The organism is Sinorhizobium numidicum (genome assembly GCF_029892045.1).
Taxonomy (GTDB): domain Bacteria; phylum Pseudomonadota; class Alphaproteobacteria; order Rhizobiales; family Rhizobiaceae; genus Sinorhizobium; species Sinorhizobium numidicum.
Genome location: NZ_CP120368.1, coordinates 229142 through 249223 on the forward strand (window position 1 = coordinate 229142; position 20082 = coordinate 249223).

The window sequence follows — 20082 nt, forward strand, 5'->3', positions numbered from 1 at the left end:
TTTGTTATCCGTTATAGCGCTGGAAGACGAGCGTCGCATTGGTGCCGCCGAAACCGAACGAGTTCGAAAGAACCGTGTCGATCTTGGCGTCATCGATCCGTTTGCGAACGATCGGCACACCTTCGAACTCCGGGTCGAGTTCGCTGATGTGAGCGCTTTCGCCGATGAAGCCGGCCTGCATCATCAACAGGCCGTAAATCGATTCCTGCACGCCGGCCGCGCCGAGAGAATGGCCGGTCAGCGACTTGGTCGACTGGATGTGCGGCATCTTTTCGCCGAAGACCTCGCGGATGGCGCCGATTTCCTTGGAGTCGCCCACTGGCGTCGACGTGCCATGCGTGTTGATGTAATCGACGTCGCCCTTCACGGTAGAGAGCGCCTGGCGCATGCAGCGCACGGCGCCCTCGCCGGACGGGGCGACCATGTCGTAGCCGTCCGAGGTTGCGCCATAGCCGACGATCTCGGCATAGATCTTGGCGCCCCGAGCCTTGGCGTGCTCGAGTTCCTCCAGAACCAGAACGCCGGCGCCGCCGGCAATCACGAAGCCGTCACGATTGACGTCGTAAGCGCGCGACGCGGTCGAGGGTGCGTCGTTGAATTTCGAGGACATCGCGCCCATCGCGTCGAAGAGGTTGGACATTGTCCAGTCGAGATCCTCATGGCCGCCGGCGAACATCACGTCCTGCTTGCCCCATTGGATCATTTCCGCGGCATTGCCGATGCAATGGGCCGAGGTCGAGCAGGCGGACGAGATCGAATAGTTGACGCCGTGGATCTGGAACCAGGTCGCAAGCGTCGCCGAAGCGGTGGAGGACATCGCCTTCGGCACGGCGAAAGGACCGATGCGCTTGGGGCTGTTGTTCTTGCGGGTGATTTCCGCCGCCTCGACGATCGTGCGCGTTGAGGGACCGCCGGAACCCATGATGATGCCGGTGCGCTCGTTGGTGATGTCACCGGCTTCGAGCCCCGAATCGGCGATCGCCTGCTTCATCGCCACGTGGTTCCAGGCGCCGCCCTGCGACAGGAAGCGCATGGCGCGCCGGTCTACGAGGTCGGTCGGGTCGAGCGACGGCGCGCCCCAGACCTGGCACTTGAAGCCGTTCTCGGCGAAATCTGGCGAAAACGTGATGCCCGATTTCGCCTCGCGCAGCGACTCGGTGACTTCGTCGGCATTGTTACCGATCGAGGAAACGATGCCGAGGCCAGTTACAACAACCCGTCTCATGGTAGATGACCTTTATCTTCGGTTGGATTGGCGCGGGGGAACCCGCAGCTCAGTCGGCCTTTTCCTGGAAAAGGCCGACCCGGAGGTCGGTAGCCTTGTACATCAGTTCGCCGTCGGCCTTCATCCAGCCGTCGGCGATACCGAGGACCAGACGGCCGCGCATCACGCGCTTGAAGTCGATGCCGTATTCTACCAGCTTGGTTTTCGGCGTCACCATGCCCGTGAACTTCACCTCGCCGGTGGAAAGCGCGCGGCCCTTGCCGGGCTCGCCGAGCCAGCCGAGGAAGAAACCGGTCAATTGCCACATCGCGTCGAGACCGAGGCAGCCGGGCATGACAGGATCGCCCATAAAATGGCAGGGGAAGAACCAGAGGTCCGGCGTGATGTCGAACTCGGCTCGGACATAGCCCTTGTCGTGAGGACCGCCGGTCTCGGAAATGTCGGTGATGCGATTGAACATCAGCATCGGCGGCAGCGGCAGTTGCGCATTGCCGGGGCCAAACATTTCGCCTCGGCCGCAGGTCAGGATTTCCTCATAGCTGAAGCTGGATTGCCTGGTGGTCATGAATGGTTGCTTCCCCGAGTGTCTAACTGTTCTCCGACCTGCTTTAGAGCAAGTTCGGCCTGAAATGAAGCGCGGCCCGTATCCGTTGCCGTCGGCCGCACTTCCTGATCATTCTTCCAAATAGAGCGGAACGCGGGCAAAAAAAACCGCTTCATATTTTTTCTCGCCCCGCTCAGGCTGGCAATGTCGTTCCGCCGTCGCTTACAGTATGAATGTGGCCACTGCCAGAGTTAAATGCCTGCCTTCCCCTGCTTTGGGCCGATTTTCAGGCGTTTGCGCCCGTTCAAAGACCGTAATCTATTGAAAGCCTCGACGGCAGAAGTTATATCGCAACCTGATAATCCGTGAATTTGGACAGGATATCGGAACGGCTCCGCATGACGAAAGCAACAGGAATGTGCTCGCAGGAAAAGCTGCGCAAATCGGGTTTGCGCCCGACGCGCCAGCGTGTCGCGCTTGCAGATCTGATCTTCGCCAAGGGCGACCGGCACCTGACCGTCGAGGAGCTTCACGAGGAGGCCATCGAGGCCGGTGTCCCGGTGTCGCTCGCGACCGTCTACAACACGCTCCACCAGTTCACCGAAGCGGGTATGATCCGCGTTCTCGCCGTTGAGAGCGCCAAGACTTATTTCGACACGAATGTCTCGGATCACCACCATTTCTTCATCGAGGGTGAGAACGAGGTCCGCGATATTCCGGTGAGCAACATTCAGATCGACAACCTGCCCGAGGCGCCGGAAGGCATGGAGATCTCGCATGTCGATGTCGTGATCCGCCTGCGCCGCAAATCCGAGCGCTGATCAAAGCGCGCCGTACCCAAACGAGTTCATACGACGCGCTTTACGTCTTTGTTCTATGCATGTCGTTGCCCCAAAACCGCTCCGCACTTTTCGGCGAACTGCGCTACATCACCTCGTCGGGATCGCGCCCCGGGCCGGCCTTGCCGGTCGGCAGCGTCCAGCCGTATCTGAGCGCGCCGCCGCGCACCGCGAAAGCCGCAAGTGCACCGAGCGCCGATGCGGCGGCAAGCGGCATGGCGAACATCGTCGCCAGCACGAAGGCGCCGGCGCCGACCAGCGCCGCGGTGACGTAGATTTCCGGCCTCAGAAGCACCGAGGGCTCGCCGGCGAGCAGATCGCGCAGGATGCCGCCGAAGGTCGCCGTTAGCATGCCCGTCACCAGGGCCACCACTGGCGACCGGTCGCCGCAAGCCCCTTCGCCGCGCCCATCACGCAATAGGCCGAAAGACCGATCGCATCGAGCCAGACCAGCATCCGGTAGCGCGACTCGAAACGGTGCGATGTGAGAAACACCAGGATCCCAACCGAGGCGCAGACAATCAGGTATGCCGGGTTCAAGACCCAGAACACCGGCGTCGCGCCAAGGATCACGTCGCGCATCGTGCCGCCGCCAATGCCGGTGACGGATGCCAGGAACAGGTAGCCGATGATGTCGAGCTGCTTGCGGGAAGCCGATAGCGCGCCGGTCGCGGCGAAGACGGCGACGCCGGCATAGTCGAGAATTTCAAGGATCGGCATCGAAGCTCCGTGACTATAGGAATGGCTGGCGGGCCTTGAGGCTGGCGCATGTCGCCCCCTCCCGTCAACGGACTGTCTGATTGGGGAGAATCGTTTGTGTCCGGCCGAGGAGATAGTAGGCAAAAAGCCCGGTCCATTCCTTGGCGGCGGTCGTCGCCAATTGCGCGTTGAGCGAGGGTTGGGTGAAATCGAAGCCGAGTCGCACTTGGCCGGTCGTTCGATAATCCGTGGGCCAGGGAATGACGTCGACACCGATCGAGCGAAAAAGGCCGATGGAGCGCGGCATGTGGTAGGCCGAGGTGACTAGGGCGCAATGTTCCAACCGGTTCGCCGCGAGCAAATCCTTGGTATAGCGTGCATTCTCGAAGGTCGTCCGCGATTGCTCCTCGCGGATCAGCCGGTCGGTGCCTATGTCGAAGGCTTGGAAGAACGCCTCCGAAGCGCGCGCATCGCCCTCGTACATCCCGCTGAGAGAACCGTCGCCGCCCGAAACGACGATTCGCGCAGCAGGATAGGCCCGGGCGAGCCTCAGGGTCTCGACGAAGCGCTCTGCCGCCTGATTGAACTCCATACCGCCCCGGCTCGCTATCACCACGTTCTCGAAGGCGCCACCGAGCACGATGATGCAGGAGAGCTCGGCAGGCGGCGGCGAGGGGCGGGCGAAGCGGTTTTCGAGGATCTGTAGGAAATACGAGCCTGTCGTCGTGAACAGGCTCACGAACAGCACGGCGAGGCCGATTAAGCCAAAGATGCCGCCACTCCGGCGGAACCGGGCCAGCATGAGCAGCAGCCCGGCGAACAGGCTGAGGAAGGCGAAGGACAGCGGCTGGGCGACAAGCCAGAAGATTTTCGAGGCTAGAAACATGAGGCTGTTCTTCCAAGGGAGGGATTAACATTTCGAAAACTGAGCGGGATTGAGCGGCTATCATCTTCGCAGCGAGAGCCTGCCGCCTACAGCGCCGCAGAAAGATCGCTGTAGTACTTTGAATTTGCTGCATGTTTCTTATCTTAAACCGGCTCCGATTTAAGGAAACATGCGGTAGCTATCTTGGGTGTCTGCCCGAGGGTGCCTCCTTGTCGTATAATTTGGCCATTCGGCGCAATAGGGAGGAAAACCCATGAAACAGATTTGCTGGATCACGACGTGCCTGGCTCTGATGTTGGCCGGTTCGGCAGCGATTGCTCAAGATGATCCGTTGCCCGCGGGATTCGAAACGCAGCCGCTGATCAAATCAAGCGTGAGCCGAGACAACGAGCCGATCGTCTATCCGACCGGAAAGCCTGAGGTGATCTCCGTCATCGGCACGCTCGCAAAAGGCGGCCGTACCCCGCTGCACGAACATCCGGTGCCGGTTTACGTCTATGTTATGGAAGGCGAGGTGGAACTGAGAACCGAGGGCAAGGAACCGCACCGCTACAAGGCTGGAGAGGCGTTCATCGAAACGCAAAACCTCAAGCATCAGGCCTTCAACATGGCCGATACGCCGGCCAAGATCCTCGCGGTCTTCATCGGCGAACAAGGCACCCCGACAACGGTGGCGGCTAAGTGACGGCGATTCGGCCCTGAGAGAAAGTTTGGTGGAGCTAAGCGGGATCGAACCGCTGACCTCTTGCATGCCATGCAAGCGCTCTCCCAGCTGAGCTATAGCCCCATCATGGGTCCGGCAGTGCCGGTTCCGGGAAGATCGTCGGGCATTGTGCCCGGCGAGTGGCGGCTTATTACTTCTGCTCGTCGCAGATGGCAAGCCGAAAATGTGTGGCCGGTGCGATTTTCTATTCGGGCCGGCCGGTCGCCCCGACCGCGCTGTGTTTCGGCGGGCGGGGCGGCTTTTGTGCGTCTTTTAAAAGAGTTAGACGTCTTCGTCCTCGTCGGAGACGCCGATAAGATCGCTCATGTCGTCGTCATCGTCATCTTCGTCGGCTTCGAGGAACGTATCATCGTCGTCGCCGTCGATCTCGACATCGTCATCGCCGAGGTCCGGCAGTTCGTCGCCGCCGGCTGCCTCCTCGTCCGCATCCTCGAGCGACACGAGTTCGACTTCCGTGTTTTCCGTATCGACTTCCGTTACCTCTTCCTCTTCTTCCTTCTCGAGCACCTTGGCGACGGAGCTCTCCTCGAAGAAGGACAGCGGATAGGACTTGCCCGTATAGGGAGAGACGATCGGATCACGGTTCAGATCGTAGAATTTGCGCCCCGTTTCCGGGTCAATGCGCTTTGTTCCGAGTTCCGGTTTTGCCACAGTCAAAGCCTCTTGAATGGCCGGGCGAGCCGGCTCTTGCCGGAAAGCCGGCGGGTGGAAAGGTATCAAGCTTATGATGATTAGCCGGTCCCCATAATCGTCTTGACTGCATCTGTCAAAGGTAAACTTCCGCGGCCGACTGCCGCATTTTCTTCGCGAGGGTGGATGACCCCCTTTGCGCTTTATGTTAGGGAGCCCGCCAGACCGGCGGTTCGACCCTGCGCCTAGAGCGGCGCGGCATTTTTCGCGGCCGCCGGCAAGCCGGATTGTCAGAGGAAAAACATCATGTCCCATGGCTTGAGCCCACGGCCCGCCACCGCACGCAAGTCTTCCGATCTCAAGGGCACGATCCGTATTCCCGGCGACAAATCCATCTCGCATCGCTCCTTCATGTTCGGCGGCCTTGCCGCGGGCGAGACGCGCATCACCGGGCTGCTCGAAGGCGAAGACGTAATCAATACCGGCAAGGCGATGCAGGCCATGGGCGCGAAGATCCGCAAGGAGGGCGACACCTGGATCATCGACGGTGTCGGCAATGGCGCGCTGCTTGCGCCCGAAGCGCCTCTCGACTTCGGCAATGCCGGCACCGGCTGCCGCCTGACGATGGGCCTCGCCGGGGTCTATGACTTCGATTCGACCTTTGTCGGCGACGCCTCGCTTACCAAGCGGCCGATGGGCCGGGTGCTCAACCCGCTGCGCGAAATGGGCGTCCAGGTGAAATCGGCCGAGGGCGACCGGCTGCCGGTGACGCTGCGCGGTCCGAAGACGCCGAACCCCATCACCTATCGCGTGCCGATGGCCTCTGCCCAGGTGAAATCCGCAGTCCTGCTCGCCGGTTTGAACACGCCCGGCATCACCACGGTCATCGAGCCGGTGATGACGCGCGATCATACCGAAAAGATGCTGCAGGGTTTCGGCGCCAACCTGACGGTCGAGACCGATGTCGAGGGGGTGCGCACCATCCGTCTCCAAGGCCGTGGCCAGTTGACCGGCCAAGTGATCGACGTGCCGGGCGACCCGTCCTCGACCGCCTTCCCGCTCGTATCAGCGCTTATCGTTCCGGGCTCGGACATCACCATCCTGAACGTGCTGATGAACCCGACCCGCACCGGCCTTATCCTGACGCTGCAGGAAATGGGTGCCGATATCGAGGTGCGGAACGTGCGGCTTGCTGGCGGCGAGGACGTCGCCGATCTGCGCGTGCGCTATTCGGAGCTCAAGGGCGTGACCGTGCCGGAAGAGCGCGCCCCGTCGATGATCGACGAATATCCGGTGCTCGCCGTCGCCGCCGCCTTCGCCGAAGGTGCGACCGTCATGAACGGCCTCGAAGAGCTGCGCGTCAAAGAGTCGGACCGACTCTCCGCTGTAGCGAACGGCCTGAAGCTCAACGGCGTCGATTGCGACGAGGGCGAAGCCTCGCTCGTCGTCCGCGGCCGCCCCGGCGGCAAGGGACTCGGCAACCCATTGGGCGGGGAGGTGAAGACCCATCTCGATCACCGCATCGCCATGAGCTTCCTCATCATGGGGCTCGCTTCGGAACATCCGGTGACGGTCGACGATTCGACAATGATCGCGACGAGCTTCCCGGAGTTCATGGATCTGATGACGGGGCTCGGGGCGAGGATCGAGCAGGCGGAGACCAAGGCGGCCTGATGACCTTCGTGATCGCCATCGACGGGCCCGCGGCGGCCGGCAAGGGAACGCTCTCGCGCCGGATTGCCGAGGAATATGGCTTCCACCATCTCGACACCGGCCTCACCTATCGCGCCACTGCCAAGGCGCTGCTCGATGCCGGGCTGCCGCTTGACGATGAAGGGGTCGCCGAAAAGATGGCGCGCGAGGTCGAACTCGCCGATCTCGATCGGTCGGTGCTTTCCGCCCATGCGATCGGTGAGGCGGCGTCGAAGATCGCGGTCATGCCCGCGGTCCGGCGGGCGCTGGTCGAGGCGCAGCGCGCATTTTCGCGCAAGGGACCCGGTACCGTCCTCGATGGCCGCGACATCGGCACCGTCGTCTGCCCGGACGCGGTCGTGAAGCTCTATGTCACGGCCTCGCCTGAGGTCCGGGCGAAGCGGCGCTACGAGGAGATCATTGCCGGCGGTGGCACTGCCGATTACGCCGCGATCTTCGAAGAGGTGAAAAAGCGCGACGAGCGCGACATGGGTCGCGCCGACAGTCCCTTGCGGCCGGCCGCAGACGCGCACTTGCTTGATACGTCCGAAATGAGTATAGAGGCGGCATTCCAGGCGGCGAAGACCCTGATCGATGCGGCCTTGAAAGAGAATATTTAAAGAGGGGCCCGTCGTCGGCTACGGCCGATCGCCTTCTTGAAAAGCCTGAAATTCCGTCCACGCGCCGGATTGCTCCTTGAATGGAGCGGACTGGGTTCAGGCCCGTTTAACGCTAGCCCCCGGCGCATATGCGTCTCCGGCAGGAGATGCAGCAGGAGATTATATGTCTGCAACCAATCCCACCCGTGATGATTTCGCCGCGCTTCTGGAAGAGTCCTTCGCCAAAACGGACCTCGCCGAAGGCTATGTCGCCAAGGGCGTCATCACGGCGATCGAAAAGGACGTCGCCATCGTCGACGTCGGTCTGAAGGTCGAAGGCCGCGTTCCGCTGAAGGAATTCGGCGCCAAGGCCAAGGACGGCTCGCTCAAGGTCGGCGACGAAGTCGAGGTCTACGTTGAGCGTATCGAAAACGCGCTCGGCGAAGCCGTTCTTTCGCGCGAGAAGGCTCGCCGCGAAGAAAGCTGGCAGCGCCTGGAAGTGAAGTTCGAAGCCGGCGAACGCGTCGAAGGCATCATCTTCAACCAGGTCAAGGGCGGCTTCACCGTCGATCTCGATGGCGCCGTAGCCTTCCTGCCGCGCTCTCAGGTCGACATCCGTCCGATCCGCGACGTCACTCCGCTGATGCACAACCCGCAGCCCTTCGAAATCCTCAAGATGGACAAGCGCCGCGGCAACATCGTGGTTTCGCGCCGCACGGTTCTCGAAGAGTCCCGCGCCGAGCAGCGTTCTGAAATCGTTCAGAACCTCGAAGAAGGCCAGGTTGTCGAAGGCGTCGTCAAGAACATCACCGATTACGGTGCGTTCGTCGACCTCGGCGGCATCGATGGCCTGCTGCACGTGACCGACATGGCATGGCGCCGCGTCAACCATCCGTCGGAAATCCTGAACATCGGCCAGCAGGTCAAGGTTCAGATCATCCGCATCAACCAGGAAACCCACCGCATCTCGCTCGGCATGAAGCAGCTCGAGTCCGATCCGTGGGATGGCATCGGCGCGAAGTATCCGGTCGGCAAGAAGATCTCCGGTACCGTCACGAACATCACCGACTACGGTGCGTTCGTCGAGCTGGAGCCGGGCATCGAGGGCCTGATCCACATCTCCGAAATGTCCTGGACCAAGAAGAACGTTCATCCCGGCAAGATCCTGTCCACCAGCCAGGAAGTCGACGTGGTCGTCCTCGAAGTCGATCCGACCAAGCGTCGTATCTCCCTCGGCCTCAAGCAGACGCTCGAGAATCCGTGGCAGGCATTTGCGCACAGCCATCCGGCCGGCACCGAAGTCGAAGGCGAAGTCAAGAACAAGACCGAATTCGGCCTGTTCATCGGCCTCGACGGCGACGTCGACGGCATGGTCCATCTCTCCGACCTCGACTGGAACCGTCCGGGCGAGCAGGTCATCGAGGAATACAACAAGGGCGATGTCGTCCGTGCTGTCGTTCTCGATGTGGACGTCGACAAGGAACGCATCTCGCTCGGCATCAAGCAGCTCGGCAAGGATTCGGTCGGTGAAGCTGCCGCTTCCGGTGAACTGCGCAAGAACGCGGTCGTTTCGGCCGAAGTCATCGCAGTCAACGATGGCGGTATCGAAGTGAGGCTCGTCAACCACGAAGACATCACCGCGTTCATCCGCCGTGCCGATCTGTCGCGTGACCGTGACGAACAGCGTCCGGAGCGTTTCTCGGTCGGTCAGGTCGTCGACGCCCGCGTCACCAACTTCTCCAAGAAGGACCGCAAGATCCAGCTGTCGATCAAGGCTCTGGAAATCGCGGAAGAGAAGGAAGCGGTCGCACAGTTCGGTTCGTCCGACTCGGGCGCTTCGCTTGGCGACATCCTGGGCGCCGCTCTGAAGAACCGCCAGGGCAACGAATAATCGTTGTCGAACTGGAAATGATCGAGCCCGCGGCGAGCGATCTCCGCGGGCTTTTTCGTCGGCGTCGATGGCATCGTCGCGAGCTCCAGAAGGCGATATCGTCTCAGCCGAGTCCGCCGAGCTTCCTGTAAAGATCATAGGCGTCGACGGTGCCCGGCTCCTCGGCTGTACCGTGTTCGCAGCTGTCGTCGGAACCGCGCGCTTGCTGCTGCTGGTCCCGGTCACCGTCCTTGGCGTCCGTTCCCCTTCCGCCGTCGTCGCCTGCCTGCCGCTTGTCTCGTTGCTCGGTCTCGTCCTCGGCTTCCTCCGGTGCCGGCAGGTAGGGCACCATTGCGAAGGGAATTGCCTCGCGCGAAAATCCGGCTTCGACAAGCCGGGAGAGTGCTTGTTGCGTCGCCGGATCTTCGCGTAGACGCTGGGGACGCGGCTGAATGGCGGGGATGTCGGAGGCCCTATCGTCGATCGGATTCTCGGATATGGGGTCGGCGAATGGTTGAGTGCCGACCGTCCCGCTCCGCGCCGCCACGGCGCTGTCCCGTAAGCGCTGCGGCGGATCGATGCCGGACGGCGCCTGTACCGCGGGTCGTTCGCTCGCCATCGTTGGCTGGTCGTCCTCTGCTCCGGTGCGTGGAAGGCTCAGGCTGTCGCGAATGACGGGCTTGATCGTGTCGGCAGGCGGAGGTGCTGACCGGCCGCCTGTTTCGCCGGCCAGTACCGCGACCCGCTGCTGCGGTCGACCAGCTTCCCTACCGGCAAGTGGCCGGCCGTAGGTCCCATCCGACTCGAATCCGTCGGTGGTTTCTTCGCCACCTCGTTCCCCCATTGCCGTTTCGGTTTCACCGACAGACTTTTCGATCTCCTCCGATGGAGCGAGAGGGACCACTTCGATGCTTTCGTCGCGGGGCGGCAAAGCTCCGGTATTCCCTCCGATGTCGTGAAGGTCGTCCTCGGAGCCGTCCGGCAGTGAAAGCAACGGCTCCGACTGCGCCTCCCCGCCGTCCTCCTGTGCAATCTCGGCCGAGATTTCAGCGGCTACGGCATCGTCCGTGTCCGTCGGAACGTGAGCCCGGAGTTCGGCTGCCGTCGGCGCTCTCTCCGGTTCCGTTTGCGCCGGTGCCCGAGGCGCGGCCTCCGTAGGCGTGCCTTCGATCACCTCCTCGATTGGCATGCCGCCTTCGTCAGCGCCGAAGGTTTTCTTCAGCATCGCCTGCAGCAGCGCCACTTCGCTTGACGATGGCGGCTTGGCGGCTGCGGGTTGACGCGAGGGTGTCGCCTGCAGCGGCAGGTTTCGAATACCGCTCTGGTCCGGCGGCAACAGCGAGCCTGGCGCCGCAGCGGACCCCGCCGATGCCGGTTTCGTGCTCCGGCTCGCCAGGGTTCCCGTCAGCACGGCGATGCGATGCGCCAGGCTGCGTCCGCCGAGCTGCCGCTCTACGAGCAGCCGCTCCGGCATCGGCATCGATTCGAGAAAGTCGATCAGCCGCCGCACGAAGGCGCGTCCGTTCTCCTGCGGCAGGGGCGGAAATTTGAGGACGCGCGCAAGATCCTCGATCAGCTTCACCAATGCATCCCTGGAAAGAACCTCCCGGCCGGAGAGATGACGGCTGAGCGCATCGAGGATTTTCTGAATCGCTTCGGCGCGCTGGGGGGCAGGCAGTGAGGTGCGGCGCACACTTGGAGCGCTTTCATCGCCGGAACCGACCGCGCTCCTGTTCGTGACAATTGGCAGCATGCTGATCTCCAATTCCGTGCAGCGATGCCGGAGCCACGCTCGCCGTCGAACTTTCCTTGCTGTTGGAGGGCGCCTCATGCGCGCAACGGCTGGTAGGCCGCGCCACCGCGGCTTGATCGCGGATATGGGACTAAGGCATGATCAGCGAGAATAAGGCAGAGAAGTTTATGAAGTCTTAACTATATTCTCGGCCGAGCGCAGCATAGACCGTCCCTTGCACGAGAACGCTTCCGGGTCCATCCTTCGCCGGCGTTCACGGAGATGCCGATGACTTTCCGCCCGCCGCAATCGCTGAGCCGCTTCGATGCCGCCAAGAGCGGTGTCAACGTGCTCGAATATGAGCTTATGTCGGAGCGCGCCGATGCGCTGGGCCGGCATGGTCTGAAGGTCGAGAAGGCCATAGCCGCCTTAAACGGTTTCGATCGCGAGAAACACGAGCCGGGTGTCCGCCAGCGCCTCCTGGATGAAGCGGCGGACGCCGTCTGGGCCTTCCTGATCCAGCGTGAAATCTGCGGTCTTAGAGACAGCCGCGACGCGGTTCGCCGTTATGGCATTCCGAAAGAAGTCATGGCCCGCCTCGGAATTATCCGAAAGCGCTGATCAGGCCCCGGCAACCTTGCGCCTGAGGTAGTCGTAGATACCGTCCTCGTCGACATGAAGAACGAACAGTTCGCGTGCCTCGGCCGCGCGCTCCTCGTCCTCCTGCTCGCCATCCTCGTGCAGCGCCGCCATGAGGCTCGCCTCTTCTTTCGAGATGGCGCCGTTCTCCTCTCTGGCGTTGCTGACCTTCGCAGCGATCCGCTCGTCGCTGTCGCCGCCGTTGCGCGCCTGGCTCTCCGCAATCTCCGCTCCTGCCGCTAGGATCGTCAGCACCTCCGTCGCGTCGATCGCTTCTCCCGTCTTGGAAGTTACTTCGGCGTCAGCCCCGATCTGGGCTCTGTTCCGCTCGTTCACCGCCTCATGCAGCTCTTCAACGTCATCGAGCTTATCCTGTGCCTCAAGCGCGCGGATCGTCTTTTCGCGTTCGGCGCGGGTCTCTTCATCTTCGATCCGGGTCGGGTCCTTCTCCGTCCGTTCGAGCTTCAACTCTTCCAGAGACCTCGGATCGGCAGCATCCTCCAGCCGCTGCAGCACTTTCGCTGTTTCGATGGCATTCATCCCGCCATCCTGCGTTCGCATTTGAAGTGCCGCCTCGAGCTTGTCGTCTTCCATGCCATAAGGATTTTTGATCGCCGCCAGCATTTCGCCGAGGGAGAGGTCGAGGTCATCGAGACCGAGTGTTTTCTCGATCGTGCGGATCTGCTCCGGTTCTAAATCGGCGAGCGCCTCCTCGAGCTGCCGCCCATAGGCGTAGGCCGATTGGCCATCGGCTCTCTTAAGATCGACGAGTTCGCCGAGTCTATCGATCAGTTTGAGCTTGAGCTCGGTGACATCCACGACGGCACGGTTGAAGAAATGATTGTTGATCTTGTCGTTGGCGGTCTTCTGAGCCTCGTCCGACTTGATCCGCGCCCTGAGGACCCTGTCCTCCTTGGCAGCCTTGGTCTTTTCCTCTTCCTCGGCGCGACGCTTTTCGATGTCCTCGATGATCGAGCCCATCAGAGTGGTCGAGACCGTCGCACTCGCTTGCTGTGTCGGGAGCAGCATCGCTTCAATCCGGCATATGATTGCACATGTGCCTGAAACGATAGGTGGGCAAGGTTAATCATGGCTTAAGCCTATCTGCCCGGTCACGGGCGCCGCGGAAGTGCCCCGCAGCGCCTGCTGCATGCTTCCTTAAATCGGAGACGATTTAAGAATAAAAACATTCAGCAATTCAAAGTGCTGCAGCGACCGTGCGTCTGAAGAACGCACGGCGCTGTCGTTTGGGTACTCGCGTTTACCGGTAAGGCGAATAGCAGACCCGATAGACGCCGCCATAGGCCAGGAAGCGGTTGGTTGCCGGATCGTAGGAGCGATAGCGCGACAGGCACCAAGTGGCATGCGCGCCATAACCCCGCCGGATAATGCCAGGGCGGTAGTAGCCGGGGTGATAAGACCGATAGCTGTAATAGCCGGGGCCATAGAAACGGGTTCCATAGTAATAGCGGTTCCCGTAATAATAATGGCGCGGATAGTAGCTCCGGTGGCCGAATCCCGACCCGATAAAGAGGCTGAAGCCGGACCGGCGATAGGGCCTCAAGCCAGGATAATAGCTGGGTCCCCAGCCGGCATGAAAGCCTGGCCCCAAACCGGGATAGAAGCCCGGCCGCCAGGGATGATAGAAGCTGGGTCCCCAACCGTAGTGACGACCGTAGCGTCCGCGATGCCGCACGTTCTGGACATCTGCAGGCCCCGAGACCTCTATGTCGAGCGCCGGACGCGGCATGGCCTGAACAGGCGCGACAGGAGGGATCATGGAGGCGGCGACCAACGCGCAGCTGACAAAGAAATTCCGGAACTTCGTCATTTTCTCCTCACTTTCCGAAAGCTGTTGCTCTCCGATTATGTCCCTTCTTCATAGACGTTTGTTTTCGTAAGTTTATTCTTGACGTCGGGGTGCGAGAACGCTTCCTGCGCCACCGGATTTCCGCCCCGAACTGCCGTCTCCGCAGCATGCGCCTGTCTGGCCGCCATGTCACTGTAATTCTTACCTTATCATGGCCGGAAGGAAATTGCGGGTCGGTCAGCCGCGGTCGGTGCGTCCGTCGCCGGCAAACGACCTTTCTCGGCCTTTTTCGCTATCCGTTACGAAAACTTCAAAATGTCTGTTGACACTTCGGCCACGGCCTTTTACATGCCGGTCCGTCGCCCAGATGGCGGAATTGGTAGACGCGCCAGCTTCAGGTGCTGGTACTCGAAAGGGTGTGGAGGTTCGAGTCCTCTTCTGGGCACCAAATTCCCATTTCAGATTGTCTCGCACGATCATGAAACGCAAAAAAAGCCCGGTTCGCCGGGCTTTTTGCATTATCGGAGGCGATTGATCCACGCGGCTGCGGCGTCAGCCATTGCGGCTACGCTGCCGTTCCCGTCTGCGCGCCTGCTTCCTGCTCGGCGACCGGTTCAGCCGCCAGAACTTCGTAGATTTCGAGCGCCGTTGCCCGGCCCTTCGCCTGCGCGGAGCCAAGCGGACGAAATGTCACAACATCACGGCATTGGGCGACTACGGCGCCGCTCGCGAGTATCGTCGTGCCGTAATCCCTGTTCATGCCTTCGAGCCTGGAGGCGACGTTCACCGTGTCACCCATGGCGGTATATTGCAGGCGCTCTCTCGCGCCGACACTGCCGACGACCGCGGTGCCGGTATGGATGCCGAAGCGGGTACGAAATTCCGGCAATCCCCTGGTCTTTTGTCTCTCGTTGAAGGCGCGCAATCTCTCCTCGACCGCGAGGGCGCAGCGACAGGCATGTTCGGCGTGCCGTTCGTCCGCGACCGGCGCGTTCCACATGGCAAAGACGGAGTCGCCGAGGAACTGGATGATGGTGCCGTCATGGGCGGCAACCACCTCGCTGAAGATGTCGAAATACTCCGAAAGCATCGCCACCACCTCCTCAGGCGAGTGCCGTTCGCTGATGGTCGTGAACTCGTAGATATCGGTGAAGAGCGCCGTCACTTCCTGGCGACGCGCGACGCGGCCGGTGAAATGTCCGGATTCGATACCCTTGCGCACCAGTTCCTTGGGCACATAGAGCGCGAAGGTGAAAATCGCATCGCGGGCCCTGTTCATCGCGCTGTTGAGCATCGAGATTTCCGTTACACGCGAGGGCACGTCGATCGGCGTGGTGAAATCGAGATCCTGTAGCCGGTTGGCGCTGGCCGTGAGCTGATTGAGAGATTTCGTGATTAGATGCGCGAGCACGAGGGCCGAGAGCACGGCGAGCACCACCACCGCGCCTGAAACGGCGAGGCCCTGGACAAGCGTGCTGTTGGCAGCCGCCATCAGCTCGTCGAGTGGCGCCGCGACGACCGCCCGATGTCCTGATAGCAGCAGCTCCGATTCGAGCGGAGTGACGATGACCAGATAGGTCCGGTCGCCGACATCGACGAAGCTTGTTCTGCCCGGCGGCGGCGGATGAAGCCGGATGCGTTCGATCATGGGATCGTTCTGCGCCGGCGAGATAGGATCGCCCTTGTCCTTTGCCGCCATGATGCGGTTCATCATGGCGCGATCGGAGTGGATGATCGGCCGCCCGACCGCATCAAGAATAAAGGAGACGGACCCCTCCGTCAGCCGCTCCTTCGAAAGAAAATCGGTGATAGTATCCAGCATGACATCGGCGCCGATAACGATCTTCGCGTTGCCGTGGTGGGCCTGCGCGATCGTCATGCCCAGATTGCCCGTGGCCGCCATCTCGTACGGGCCGGTCGACGCGGGAAGGGTCCGATCGACCGCGACCCGGTACCAGGGGCGCGTTCTCGGGTCGAAGCCGGAGGGAGGCACGCGGCGCTCCAGCATTCGCTTTCCGCCGGCGTTGAGGAATATCACACGGCTGACCGGCTTGCCGCTCCCGTCCCGTTCCATCGAGCGCACGGCAAGTGACGCCCCGCGCGGAGCGTCGAGTGCCATCCGCCAGGCGACTGATTCGAGATCGACGACCTGAAAGAACGCGCCGCTCGGATAACCGACATAGACGCCGTCGATATGCGGCGATCGGAGGATGCCTTCGCGCAGCACCGCGACCTTGTCGTTCATGCGCTCCGGCGGCGGCACGAGAAAGGAATTGGCGACCGACGCGACAAGGCTTACAAGCGCGGATGTGTCGCCGGAGAGCACGCCGAGCCGATCGACGAGGCGGGAGACGAAGCCGCCTATATTGGCCTCCGCATTCTCGATCGCGGCGCTGCGCGCACGGCGGTAGTCGAGCCCGACCAGTGTGGCGGAGACGACGATGAGCATCGCGACCATGACGAGGCTGAGCAGCGAGCGCAGCGAACTCGTCCAGGTCCCGGGACGCTTATTCTCGTCAGGGCCGTGCATTCGTTTGGTGTTCCTTGCAGCCGGTTTGGCTATGGATCATTGCAATATCGCACCGGATTTGCATAGAGCCGGTAAATTGTCCGCCGTTGAACTGTGCCGGGCCCTCAATTGACGGTAACCGGCCGCGACCGCATCCGCGCGACGGTTTCGCGCTCCGCCCGCCTGCAGCGCATCGGCGGCAGGTCGCGGTCCATCAAGTCCATGTCCTCGAGCACCATCTCGCCCATCCTCTTGAAGGCGGCATCGAGGGCGCCGGCACGGTGGGCCGAGCGCAGGAAGCCGGGAAGCCGGCGAACCGGGTGGTCGAGCGGCAGCGGCTCCTCCGGAAAAACATCGCTTGCCGCTAGGACATGGCCGCTTTCGACCGCCGCGACCAGCGCATCGAAATCGATGACGCCGGCGCGGCTCAATAGAATGAAGGCGGCGCCGGGGCGCATCATCGCGAAGGCTTTGGCGTCGAGGAAGCCTTCGTTCTCGCTCGTCACCGCGGCGACGACGAAGACGAAATCGCTTTTCGTCAGTACCGTGTCGAGCGATGCCGGCTCGACATCGTTGTCGCGAAGAAGCGAAGCCGGCAGCCAGGGATCGTAGACGCGGATCTTCGCGCGAAATCCCGAAAGCACGCGGTTCAGTGCCTTGCCGAGGTCGCCGAAGCCGATGATGCCGATCTCGGAACCGGAAAGCAGCCGGGCGGAGCGATTGCCTTCGCCGCCCCAGATCTCGCGCCCCTCGCGGAAAGCGATATCGGCATCGACGATGCCGCGGGCCAGGTTCAACGCCATGGCAAGCCCCATCTCGGCCACCGGCTCCGCAAAGACCTGACCGGTCGTCAGCACATGGATGCCCCGCTGGAAAAGCACCTCGTAGGGCATGTTGTTGATCAGGTTGCTTTCGACGTTGAGAATGGCGCGGAGCCTCGGCATGCGCTCGAGCGTTTTTTCGTCTAGCGGCGGCTGACCGACGATGTATCCGACCTCGGCGAGGGTCTCGGCGCCGAGCCCGGCGATGTTCTCCGGATCGGCCTCGACGATGCGGTACCGTTCGCGAAGCCGCCGCAGCGCCTGTGCGGTGAAGATCAGATCAAGCGTGCGTGGAGCGGGTGCGCTGATGACCAGCGGCCGGTTCGTCTCGGGCATGCGTTCCTCCCAATCGGCGCCGTTGTCCACGGCATTTCGCGTTCATCTACTGCATGTGTCCTTAGATCGGAGCCGATCTAAGGGCAAAATATGCAGCAATTCATAGTGCTGCAGCGACCTTTGTGCGTCTGAAAAGACGCAGGGCGTCGTATGTCCGAGGAAGCGGGCTTTACCAAGCGGCGCGGCGATCCGGGCGCCGCATGGTGGCTTTCATCCGCTCTCAATAGTTCAGGCCGCGCTTCTGCCGTTCGAGCGAGGGCGGCAGACGGCTCCCCTGAAAAACCGGGCCGTCGCCTCTCCTGCATTTATAGACAGTGTCATAGCGAGGACCTCGGGACGACTCGAAAGGAGCGTAGCGATCGACGAAAATCTGTTCGCAGACCACGTTCTCGCTTTCCCGCAGCGGGGCCTCTGGCAGTACGCCCGGCAAGTCGTGATAGGTCTGGGCGAGCTGCAGCACGGCATCGTGCGCAAGCCCCGCATCCGCGGTGGCTCCAAGGAACAAGGCGGCGAGGGAAAGCGCTGGAATGGAACGAATCGGAATCATGCTTGCGGACTTTCCGGGGAGGGCACCGGCAAACGCGCACCGATGCAAGACACGGGGTATCGCGGTCGGCAAACTTGCGCTAGAGCGGCATGAGCAAAAGCGTGAAGCGGCTTCTTGCCCGTCGCGCTCCAGCTTGGGAAGCGATCGCGATGGTTTTGGGTTGACCCAGTCCAAAACGATCGTGATCTACAGTCCAACCACGTTTAGTTGATCTGGGGATTTTCGATGGCGAATACAATACGGTTCCACGAAGGCGACATTTCCGCAGCTGACGCCGTCCGCTACACCGGAGCGATCGCCATCGACACGGAAACCCTGGGTCTCGTTCCGCGCCGCGACCGGCTCTGCCTCGTGCAGCTTTCGCCGGGCGACGGCACGGCCGACGTGATCCGCATTGCCGCCGGCCAGAAGCAAGCGCCGAACCTCGTCGCGATGCTGGCCGACCCGAGGCGCCAGAAGATCTTCCATTTCGGCCGCTTCGACATCGCGGTGCTGTTCCACACCTTCGGCGTAACCGCCACACCCGTCTTCTGCACCAAGATTGCCTCCCGGCTCACCCGCACCTATACGGACCGGCACGGGCTCAAGGATAATCTCAAGGAACTGCTCGACATCGATATCTCCAAGCAGCAGCAGTCGTCGGACTGGGCCGCGGAGATCCTCTCACCGGCGCAGCTCGAATATGCCGCCTCCGATGTACTGTATCTGCATGCGCTTCGGGACAAGCTGACAGCGCGTCTTCTGCGCGATGGCCGGATCGAGCACGCCGAAGCCTGCTTCACCTTCCTGCCGACGCGCGCCAAGCTCGATCTGCTCGGCTGGGAGGAAACCGATATCTTCGCTCATAGCTAGGCCCCTGATCCTGAGTTTGCTTCAGGTCAGCCGACGAGCATCAGCGGGCTGCCAATGATCGGCAGCTTGATCAGGGCCTAGGTCCTGTCGACATGGCCGAGATCGCGCTCCGGTTCGATCACGTCGCGGATCCGCTGCTTCAGTTCCTTCGGTCCGGGAAAGCCGCCGTCGCGCTTGCGCTCCCAGACGAGCTCGTCATCGACGCGAATCTCGAAATTGCCGCCGGTGCCGGGGATCAGCGCCACCTCGCCGAGCGTATCGGCAAAGGTCGAGAGGAGCTCCTGCGCCATCCAGCCGGCGCGCAGCAGCCAGTTGCACTGGGTGCAATAGAGGATCGTGACGCGCGGCTTTTCACTCATCTGACATGTCCTGTTTGCATCTGTCAGCTCGCACAGTAGCTTCGCGCCTTGGGCCGAACAACGGGCCTTCACCGGCTCTTCACATAAATGTCAACTTGAGAAGTCATGTTTTTATCGCCCGGTCCCTTGTTTTCCGGACGGCGTGCGGGAAGAGACTCGGGGACATTTGCAACAATCTGCGAGAGGAACCCGATGACCGACACCACTATTACGAATGGCCGCCCGAATGCGATCCTGCCGGCGCTCGAAAAGATCTACGTGCCGTTCGACACTTTCGCCGAAACGCTGCTGCGCGTTCTTGCCGGCGCGCTGCTCGTCACCCACGGCTATGGCAAGATCCTCGACCCCTTCGGCGCTGTCGGCATGGTGGAGGGGCTCGGCTTCTATCCTGGCGTCTTCTGGTCGCCGCTGCTTTCCGCCACGGAATTCTTCGGCGGCATCTTCATCGCCATAGGTTTCCTGACCCGGCCAGCCGCCCTCGCTGCCACCATCGTGCTGCTGGTCACCGTCTATTTCCACGGCATCGTCCAGGGCCAGGGTCTCGGCGGTGCCGAAAAGTCGATCCTTTGGGCCGCGATCACCTTCTTCTTTGCTATCCGTGGCGCCAACAGTCAGTCGGTCGACGCCAAAATCGGCAAGCAGTTCTGAGCTTTATGCATGACATACGGGTGCAGCAAATTCGGCCGTATGTCATGCAGTGTGACGACCGGAAGACGCGCAGCAACGCCGCTTTTCTTCCTCCTGCGGGCCTGAAACTCCTTGAACGACG

At 61.8% G+C, this 20082-nt stretch carries 19 protein-coding genes, 2 tRNA genes and 1 pseudogene; 9 read left to right on the top strand and 13 right to left on the bottom strand.

Features of this window, described 5'->3' with window-relative positions:
* Positions 1–4: 4 nt before the first annotated feature.
* Positions 5–1225 (bottom strand): beta-ketoacyl-ACP synthase I, encoded by a 1221-nt coding sequence (gene fabB, locus PYH37_RS12145; RefSeq protein ID WP_280735194.1) that lies wholly within the window; start codon positions 1223–1225, stop codon positions 5–7.
* 49 nt (positions 1226–1274) lie between these two features.
* Positions 1275–1790 carry a 3-hydroxyacyl-[acyl-carrier-protein] dehydratase FabA gene (gene fabA, locus PYH37_RS12150; RefSeq protein WP_280735195.1) on the bottom strand — a complete coding sequence of 172 codons (516 nt, stop codon included), beginning with the start codon at positions 1788–1790 and terminating at the stop codon, positions 1275–1277.
* A 377-nt stretch (positions 1791–2167) separates the two neighbouring features.
* Here fabA and irrA point away from each other — a divergent pair, with 377 nt between their 5' ends.
* Entirely contained in the window at positions 2168–2590 is a 423-nt protein-coding gene (gene irrA / locus PYH37_RS12155; RefSeq protein WP_280735196.1) for an iron response transcriptional regulator IrrA, read from the top strand.
* Positions 2591–2693: 103 nt separating this feature from the next.
* Here irrA and PYH37_RS12160 read toward each other — a convergent pair.
* A pseudogene (locus tag PYH37_RS12160) lies at positions 2694–3328 on the bottom strand (trimeric intracellular cation channel family protein).
* Positions 3329–3392: 64 nt separating this feature from the next.
* Entirely contained in the window at positions 3393–4193 is an 801-nt protein-coding gene (locus tag PYH37_RS12165; RefSeq protein ID WP_280735197.1) for a YdcF family protein, read from the bottom strand.
* 253 nt (positions 4194–4446) lie between these two features.
* Between PYH37_RS12165 and PYH37_RS12170 the strand changes: the two genes are divergently transcribed.
* The gene (locus PYH37_RS12170) at positions 4447–4878 is read left to right on the top strand and encodes a cupin domain-containing protein (RefSeq protein ID WP_280735198.1); all 432 of its coding nucleotides are present in this window, start codon (positions 4447–4449) and stop codon (positions 4876–4878) included.
* A 26-nt stretch (positions 4879–4904) separates the two neighbouring features.
* On the opposite strand, the gene PYH37_RS12175 is transcribed toward PYH37_RS12170, so the two are convergent.
* Together PYH37_RS12175 and PYH37_RS12180 are read right to left on the bottom strand one after the other, a co-directional pair.
* A tRNA-Ala gene (locus PYH37_RS12175) sits at positions 4905–4980 on the bottom strand.
* A 198-nt stretch (positions 4981–5178) separates the two neighbouring features.
* Positions 5179–5568, bottom strand: a complete 390-nt coding sequence (locus PYH37_RS12180; protein ID WP_280735199.1) for a TIGR02300 family protein — start codon at positions 5566–5568, stop codon at positions 5179–5181.
* A gap of 285 nt (positions 5569–5853) precedes the next feature.
* Here PYH37_RS12180 and aroA point away from each other — a divergent pair, with 285 nt between their 5' ends.
* The 3 genes from aroA (at position 5854) to rpsA (ending at position 9729) form a co-directional block, all read left to right on the top strand.
* Positions 5854–7221 carry a 3-phosphoshikimate 1-carboxyvinyltransferase gene (gene aroA / locus PYH37_RS12185; RefSeq protein WP_280735200.1) on the top strand — a complete coding sequence of 456 codons (1368 nt, stop codon included), beginning with the start codon at positions 5854–5856 and terminating at the stop codon, positions 7219–7221.
* Positions 7221–7859 (top strand): (d)CMP kinase, encoded by a 639-nt coding sequence (cmk, locus tag PYH37_RS12190; RefSeq protein WP_280735201.1) that lies wholly within the window; start codon positions 7221–7223, stop codon positions 7857–7859. Before aroA ends, cmk begins: the two co-directional genes overlap by 1 nt.
* Before the next feature lie 163 nt (positions 7860–8022).
* Positions 8023–9729 (top strand): 30S ribosomal protein S1, encoded by a 1707-nt coding sequence (gene rpsA / locus PYH37_RS12195; protein WP_280735202.1) that lies wholly within the window; start codon positions 8023–8025, stop codon positions 9727–9729.
* Positions 9730–9832: 103 nt separating this feature from the next.
* Here rpsA and PYH37_RS12200 read toward each other — a convergent pair whose 3' ends face one another.
* Positions 9833–11461 (bottom strand): hypothetical protein, encoded by a 1629-nt coding sequence (locus tag PYH37_RS12200; RefSeq protein WP_280735203.1) that lies wholly within the window; start codon positions 11459–11461, stop codon positions 9833–9835.
* A 267-nt stretch (positions 11462–11728) separates the two neighbouring features.
* Here PYH37_RS12200 and PYH37_RS12205 point away from each other — a divergent pair, with 267 nt between their 5' ends.
* Complete coding sequence (locus tag PYH37_RS12205) at positions 11729–12061, top strand: DUF6665 family protein (protein ID WP_280735205.1); 333 nt, start codon at positions 11729–11731, stop codon at positions 12059–12061.
* Here the strand turns inward: PYH37_RS12205 and PYH37_RS12210 are convergent, their stop codons facing one another.
* Together PYH37_RS12210 and PYH37_RS12215 are read right to left on the bottom strand one after the other, a co-directional pair.
* Positions 12062–13108 carry a coiled-coil domain-containing protein gene (locus tag PYH37_RS12210; RefSeq protein ID WP_280735206.1) on the bottom strand — a complete coding sequence of 349 codons (1047 nt, stop codon included), beginning with the start codon at positions 13106–13108 and terminating at the stop codon, positions 12062–12064. It abuts the gene before it with no gap.
* A 232-nt stretch (positions 13109–13340) separates the two neighbouring features.
* Complete coding sequence (locus PYH37_RS12215; RefSeq protein ID WP_280735208.1) at positions 13341–13910, bottom strand: BA14K family protein; 570 nt, start codon at positions 13908–13910, stop codon at positions 13341–13343.
* 340 nt (positions 13911–14250) lie between these two features.
* Here PYH37_RS12215 and PYH37_RS12220 point away from each other — a divergent pair.
* Positions 14251–14337, top strand: a tRNA-Leu gene (locus PYH37_RS12220).
* A gap of 117 nt (positions 14338–14454) precedes the next feature.
* Here PYH37_RS12220 and PYH37_RS12225 read toward each other — a convergent pair.
* From PYH37_RS12225 to PYH37_RS12235, 3 genes are all read right to left on the bottom strand, one after another.
* Positions 14455–16419, bottom strand: a complete 1965-nt coding sequence (locus PYH37_RS12225; protein WP_280735209.1) for an adenylate/guanylate cyclase domain-containing protein — start codon at positions 16417–16419, stop codon at positions 14455–14457.
* Positions 16420–16523: 104 nt separating this feature from the next.
* Complete coding sequence (locus tag PYH37_RS12230; protein WP_280735210.1) at positions 16524–17555, bottom strand: hydroxyacid dehydrogenase; 1032 nt, start codon at positions 17553–17555, stop codon at positions 16524–16526.
* Positions 17556–17775: 220 nt separating this feature from the next.
* Positions 17776–18102, bottom strand: coding sequence for a hypothetical protein (locus tag PYH37_RS12235; protein ID WP_280735212.1), 327 nt, complete (start codon positions 18100–18102; stop codon positions 17776–17778).
* Between the two features lie 225 nt (positions 18103–18327).
* On the opposite strand from PYH37_RS12235, the gene PYH37_RS12240 reads away from it, so the two are divergent.
* Complete coding sequence (locus PYH37_RS12240) at positions 18328–18954, top strand: ribonuclease D (protein ID WP_280735213.1); 627 nt, start codon at positions 18328–18330, stop codon at positions 18952–18954.
* 77 nt (positions 18955–19031) lie between these two features.
* On the opposite strand, the gene PYH37_RS12245 is transcribed toward PYH37_RS12240, so the two are convergent.
* Positions 19032–19313, bottom strand: a complete 282-nt coding sequence (locus PYH37_RS12245) for an Rdx family protein (RefSeq protein WP_280735214.1) — start codon at positions 19311–19313, stop codon at positions 19032–19034.
* 192 nt (positions 19314–19505) lie between these two features.
* Between PYH37_RS12245 and PYH37_RS12250 the strand changes: the two genes are divergently transcribed.
* A complete protein-coding gene (locus tag PYH37_RS12250) occupies positions 19506–19961 on the top strand; it encodes a DoxX family protein (protein WP_280735215.1) in 456 nt (151 codons plus the stop codon).
* The last annotated feature ends 121 nt before the right edge of the window (positions 19962–20082 follow it).

What these genes read in the sequence shown, in the direction of transcription:
- fabB (WP_280735194.1), bottom strand. Translation starts at nt 1,225, where the DNA reads ATGAGACGGGTTGTTGTAACTGGCCTCGGCATCGTTTCCTCGATCGGT.
- fabA (WP_280735195.1), bottom strand. Translation starts at nt 1,790, where the DNA reads ATGACCACCAGGCAATCCAGCTTCAGCTATGAGGAAATCCTGACCTGC.
- irrA (WP_280735196.1), top strand. Translation starts at nt 2,168, where the DNA reads ATGACGAAAGCAACAGGAATGTGCTCGCAGGAAAAGCTGCGCAAATCG.
- PYH37_RS12165 (WP_280735197.1), bottom strand. Translation starts at nt 4,193, where the DNA reads ATGTTTCTAGCCTCGAAAATCTTCTGGCTTGTCGCCCAGCCGCTGTCC.
- PYH37_RS12170 (WP_280735198.1), top strand. Translation starts at nt 4,447, where the DNA reads ATGAAACAGATTTGCTGGATCACGACGTGCCTGGCTCTGATGTTGGCC.
- aroA (WP_280735200.1), top strand. Translation starts at nt 5,854, where the DNA reads ATGTCCCATGGCTTGAGCCCACGGCCCGCCACCGCACGCAAGTCTTCC.
- cmk (WP_280735201.1), top strand. Translation starts at nt 7,221, where the DNA reads ATGACCTTCGTGATCGCCATCGACGGGCCCGCGGCGGCCGGCAAGGGA.
- rpsA (WP_280735202.1), top strand. Translation starts at nt 8,023, where the DNA reads ATGTCTGCAACCAATCCCACCCGTGATGATTTCGCCGCGCTTCTGGAA.
- PYH37_RS12200 (WP_280735203.1), bottom strand. Translation starts at nt 11,461, where the DNA reads ATGCTGCCAATTGTCACGAACAGGAGCGCGGTCGGTTCCGGCGATGAA.
- PYH37_RS12205 (WP_280735205.1), top strand. Translation starts at nt 11,729, where the DNA reads ATGACTTTCCGCCCGCCGCAATCGCTGAGCCGCTTCGATGCCGCCAAG.
- PYH37_RS12210 (WP_280735206.1), bottom strand. Translation starts at nt 13,108, where the DNA reads ATGCTGCTCCCGACACAGCAAGCGAGTGCGACGGTCTCGACCACTCTG.
- PYH37_RS12215 (WP_280735208.1), bottom strand. Translation starts at nt 13,910, where the DNA reads ATGACGAAGTTCCGGAATTTCTTTGTCAGCTGCGCGTTGGTCGCCGCC.
- PYH37_RS12225 (WP_280735209.1), bottom strand. Translation starts at nt 16,419, where the DNA reads ATGCACGGCCCTGACGAGAATAAGCGTCCCGGGACCTGGACGAGTTCG.
- PYH37_RS12230 (WP_280735210.1), bottom strand. Translation starts at nt 17,555, where the DNA reads ATGCCCGAGACGAACCGGCCGCTGGTCATCAGCGCACCCGCTCCACGC.
- PYH37_RS12235 (WP_280735212.1), bottom strand. Translation starts at nt 18,102, where the DNA reads ATGATTCCGATTCGTTCCATTCCAGCGCTTTCCCTCGCCGCCTTGTTC.
- PYH37_RS12240 (WP_280735213.1), top strand. Translation starts at nt 18,328, where the DNA reads ATGGCGAATACAATACGGTTCCACGAAGGCGACATTTCCGCAGCTGAC.
- PYH37_RS12245 (WP_280735214.1), bottom strand. Translation starts at nt 19,313, where the DNA reads ATGAGTGAAAAGCCGCGCGTCACGATCCTCTATTGCACCCAGTGCAAC.
- PYH37_RS12250 (WP_280735215.1), top strand. Translation starts at nt 19,506, where the DNA reads ATGACCGACACCACTATTACGAATGGCCGCCCGAATGCGATCCTGCCG.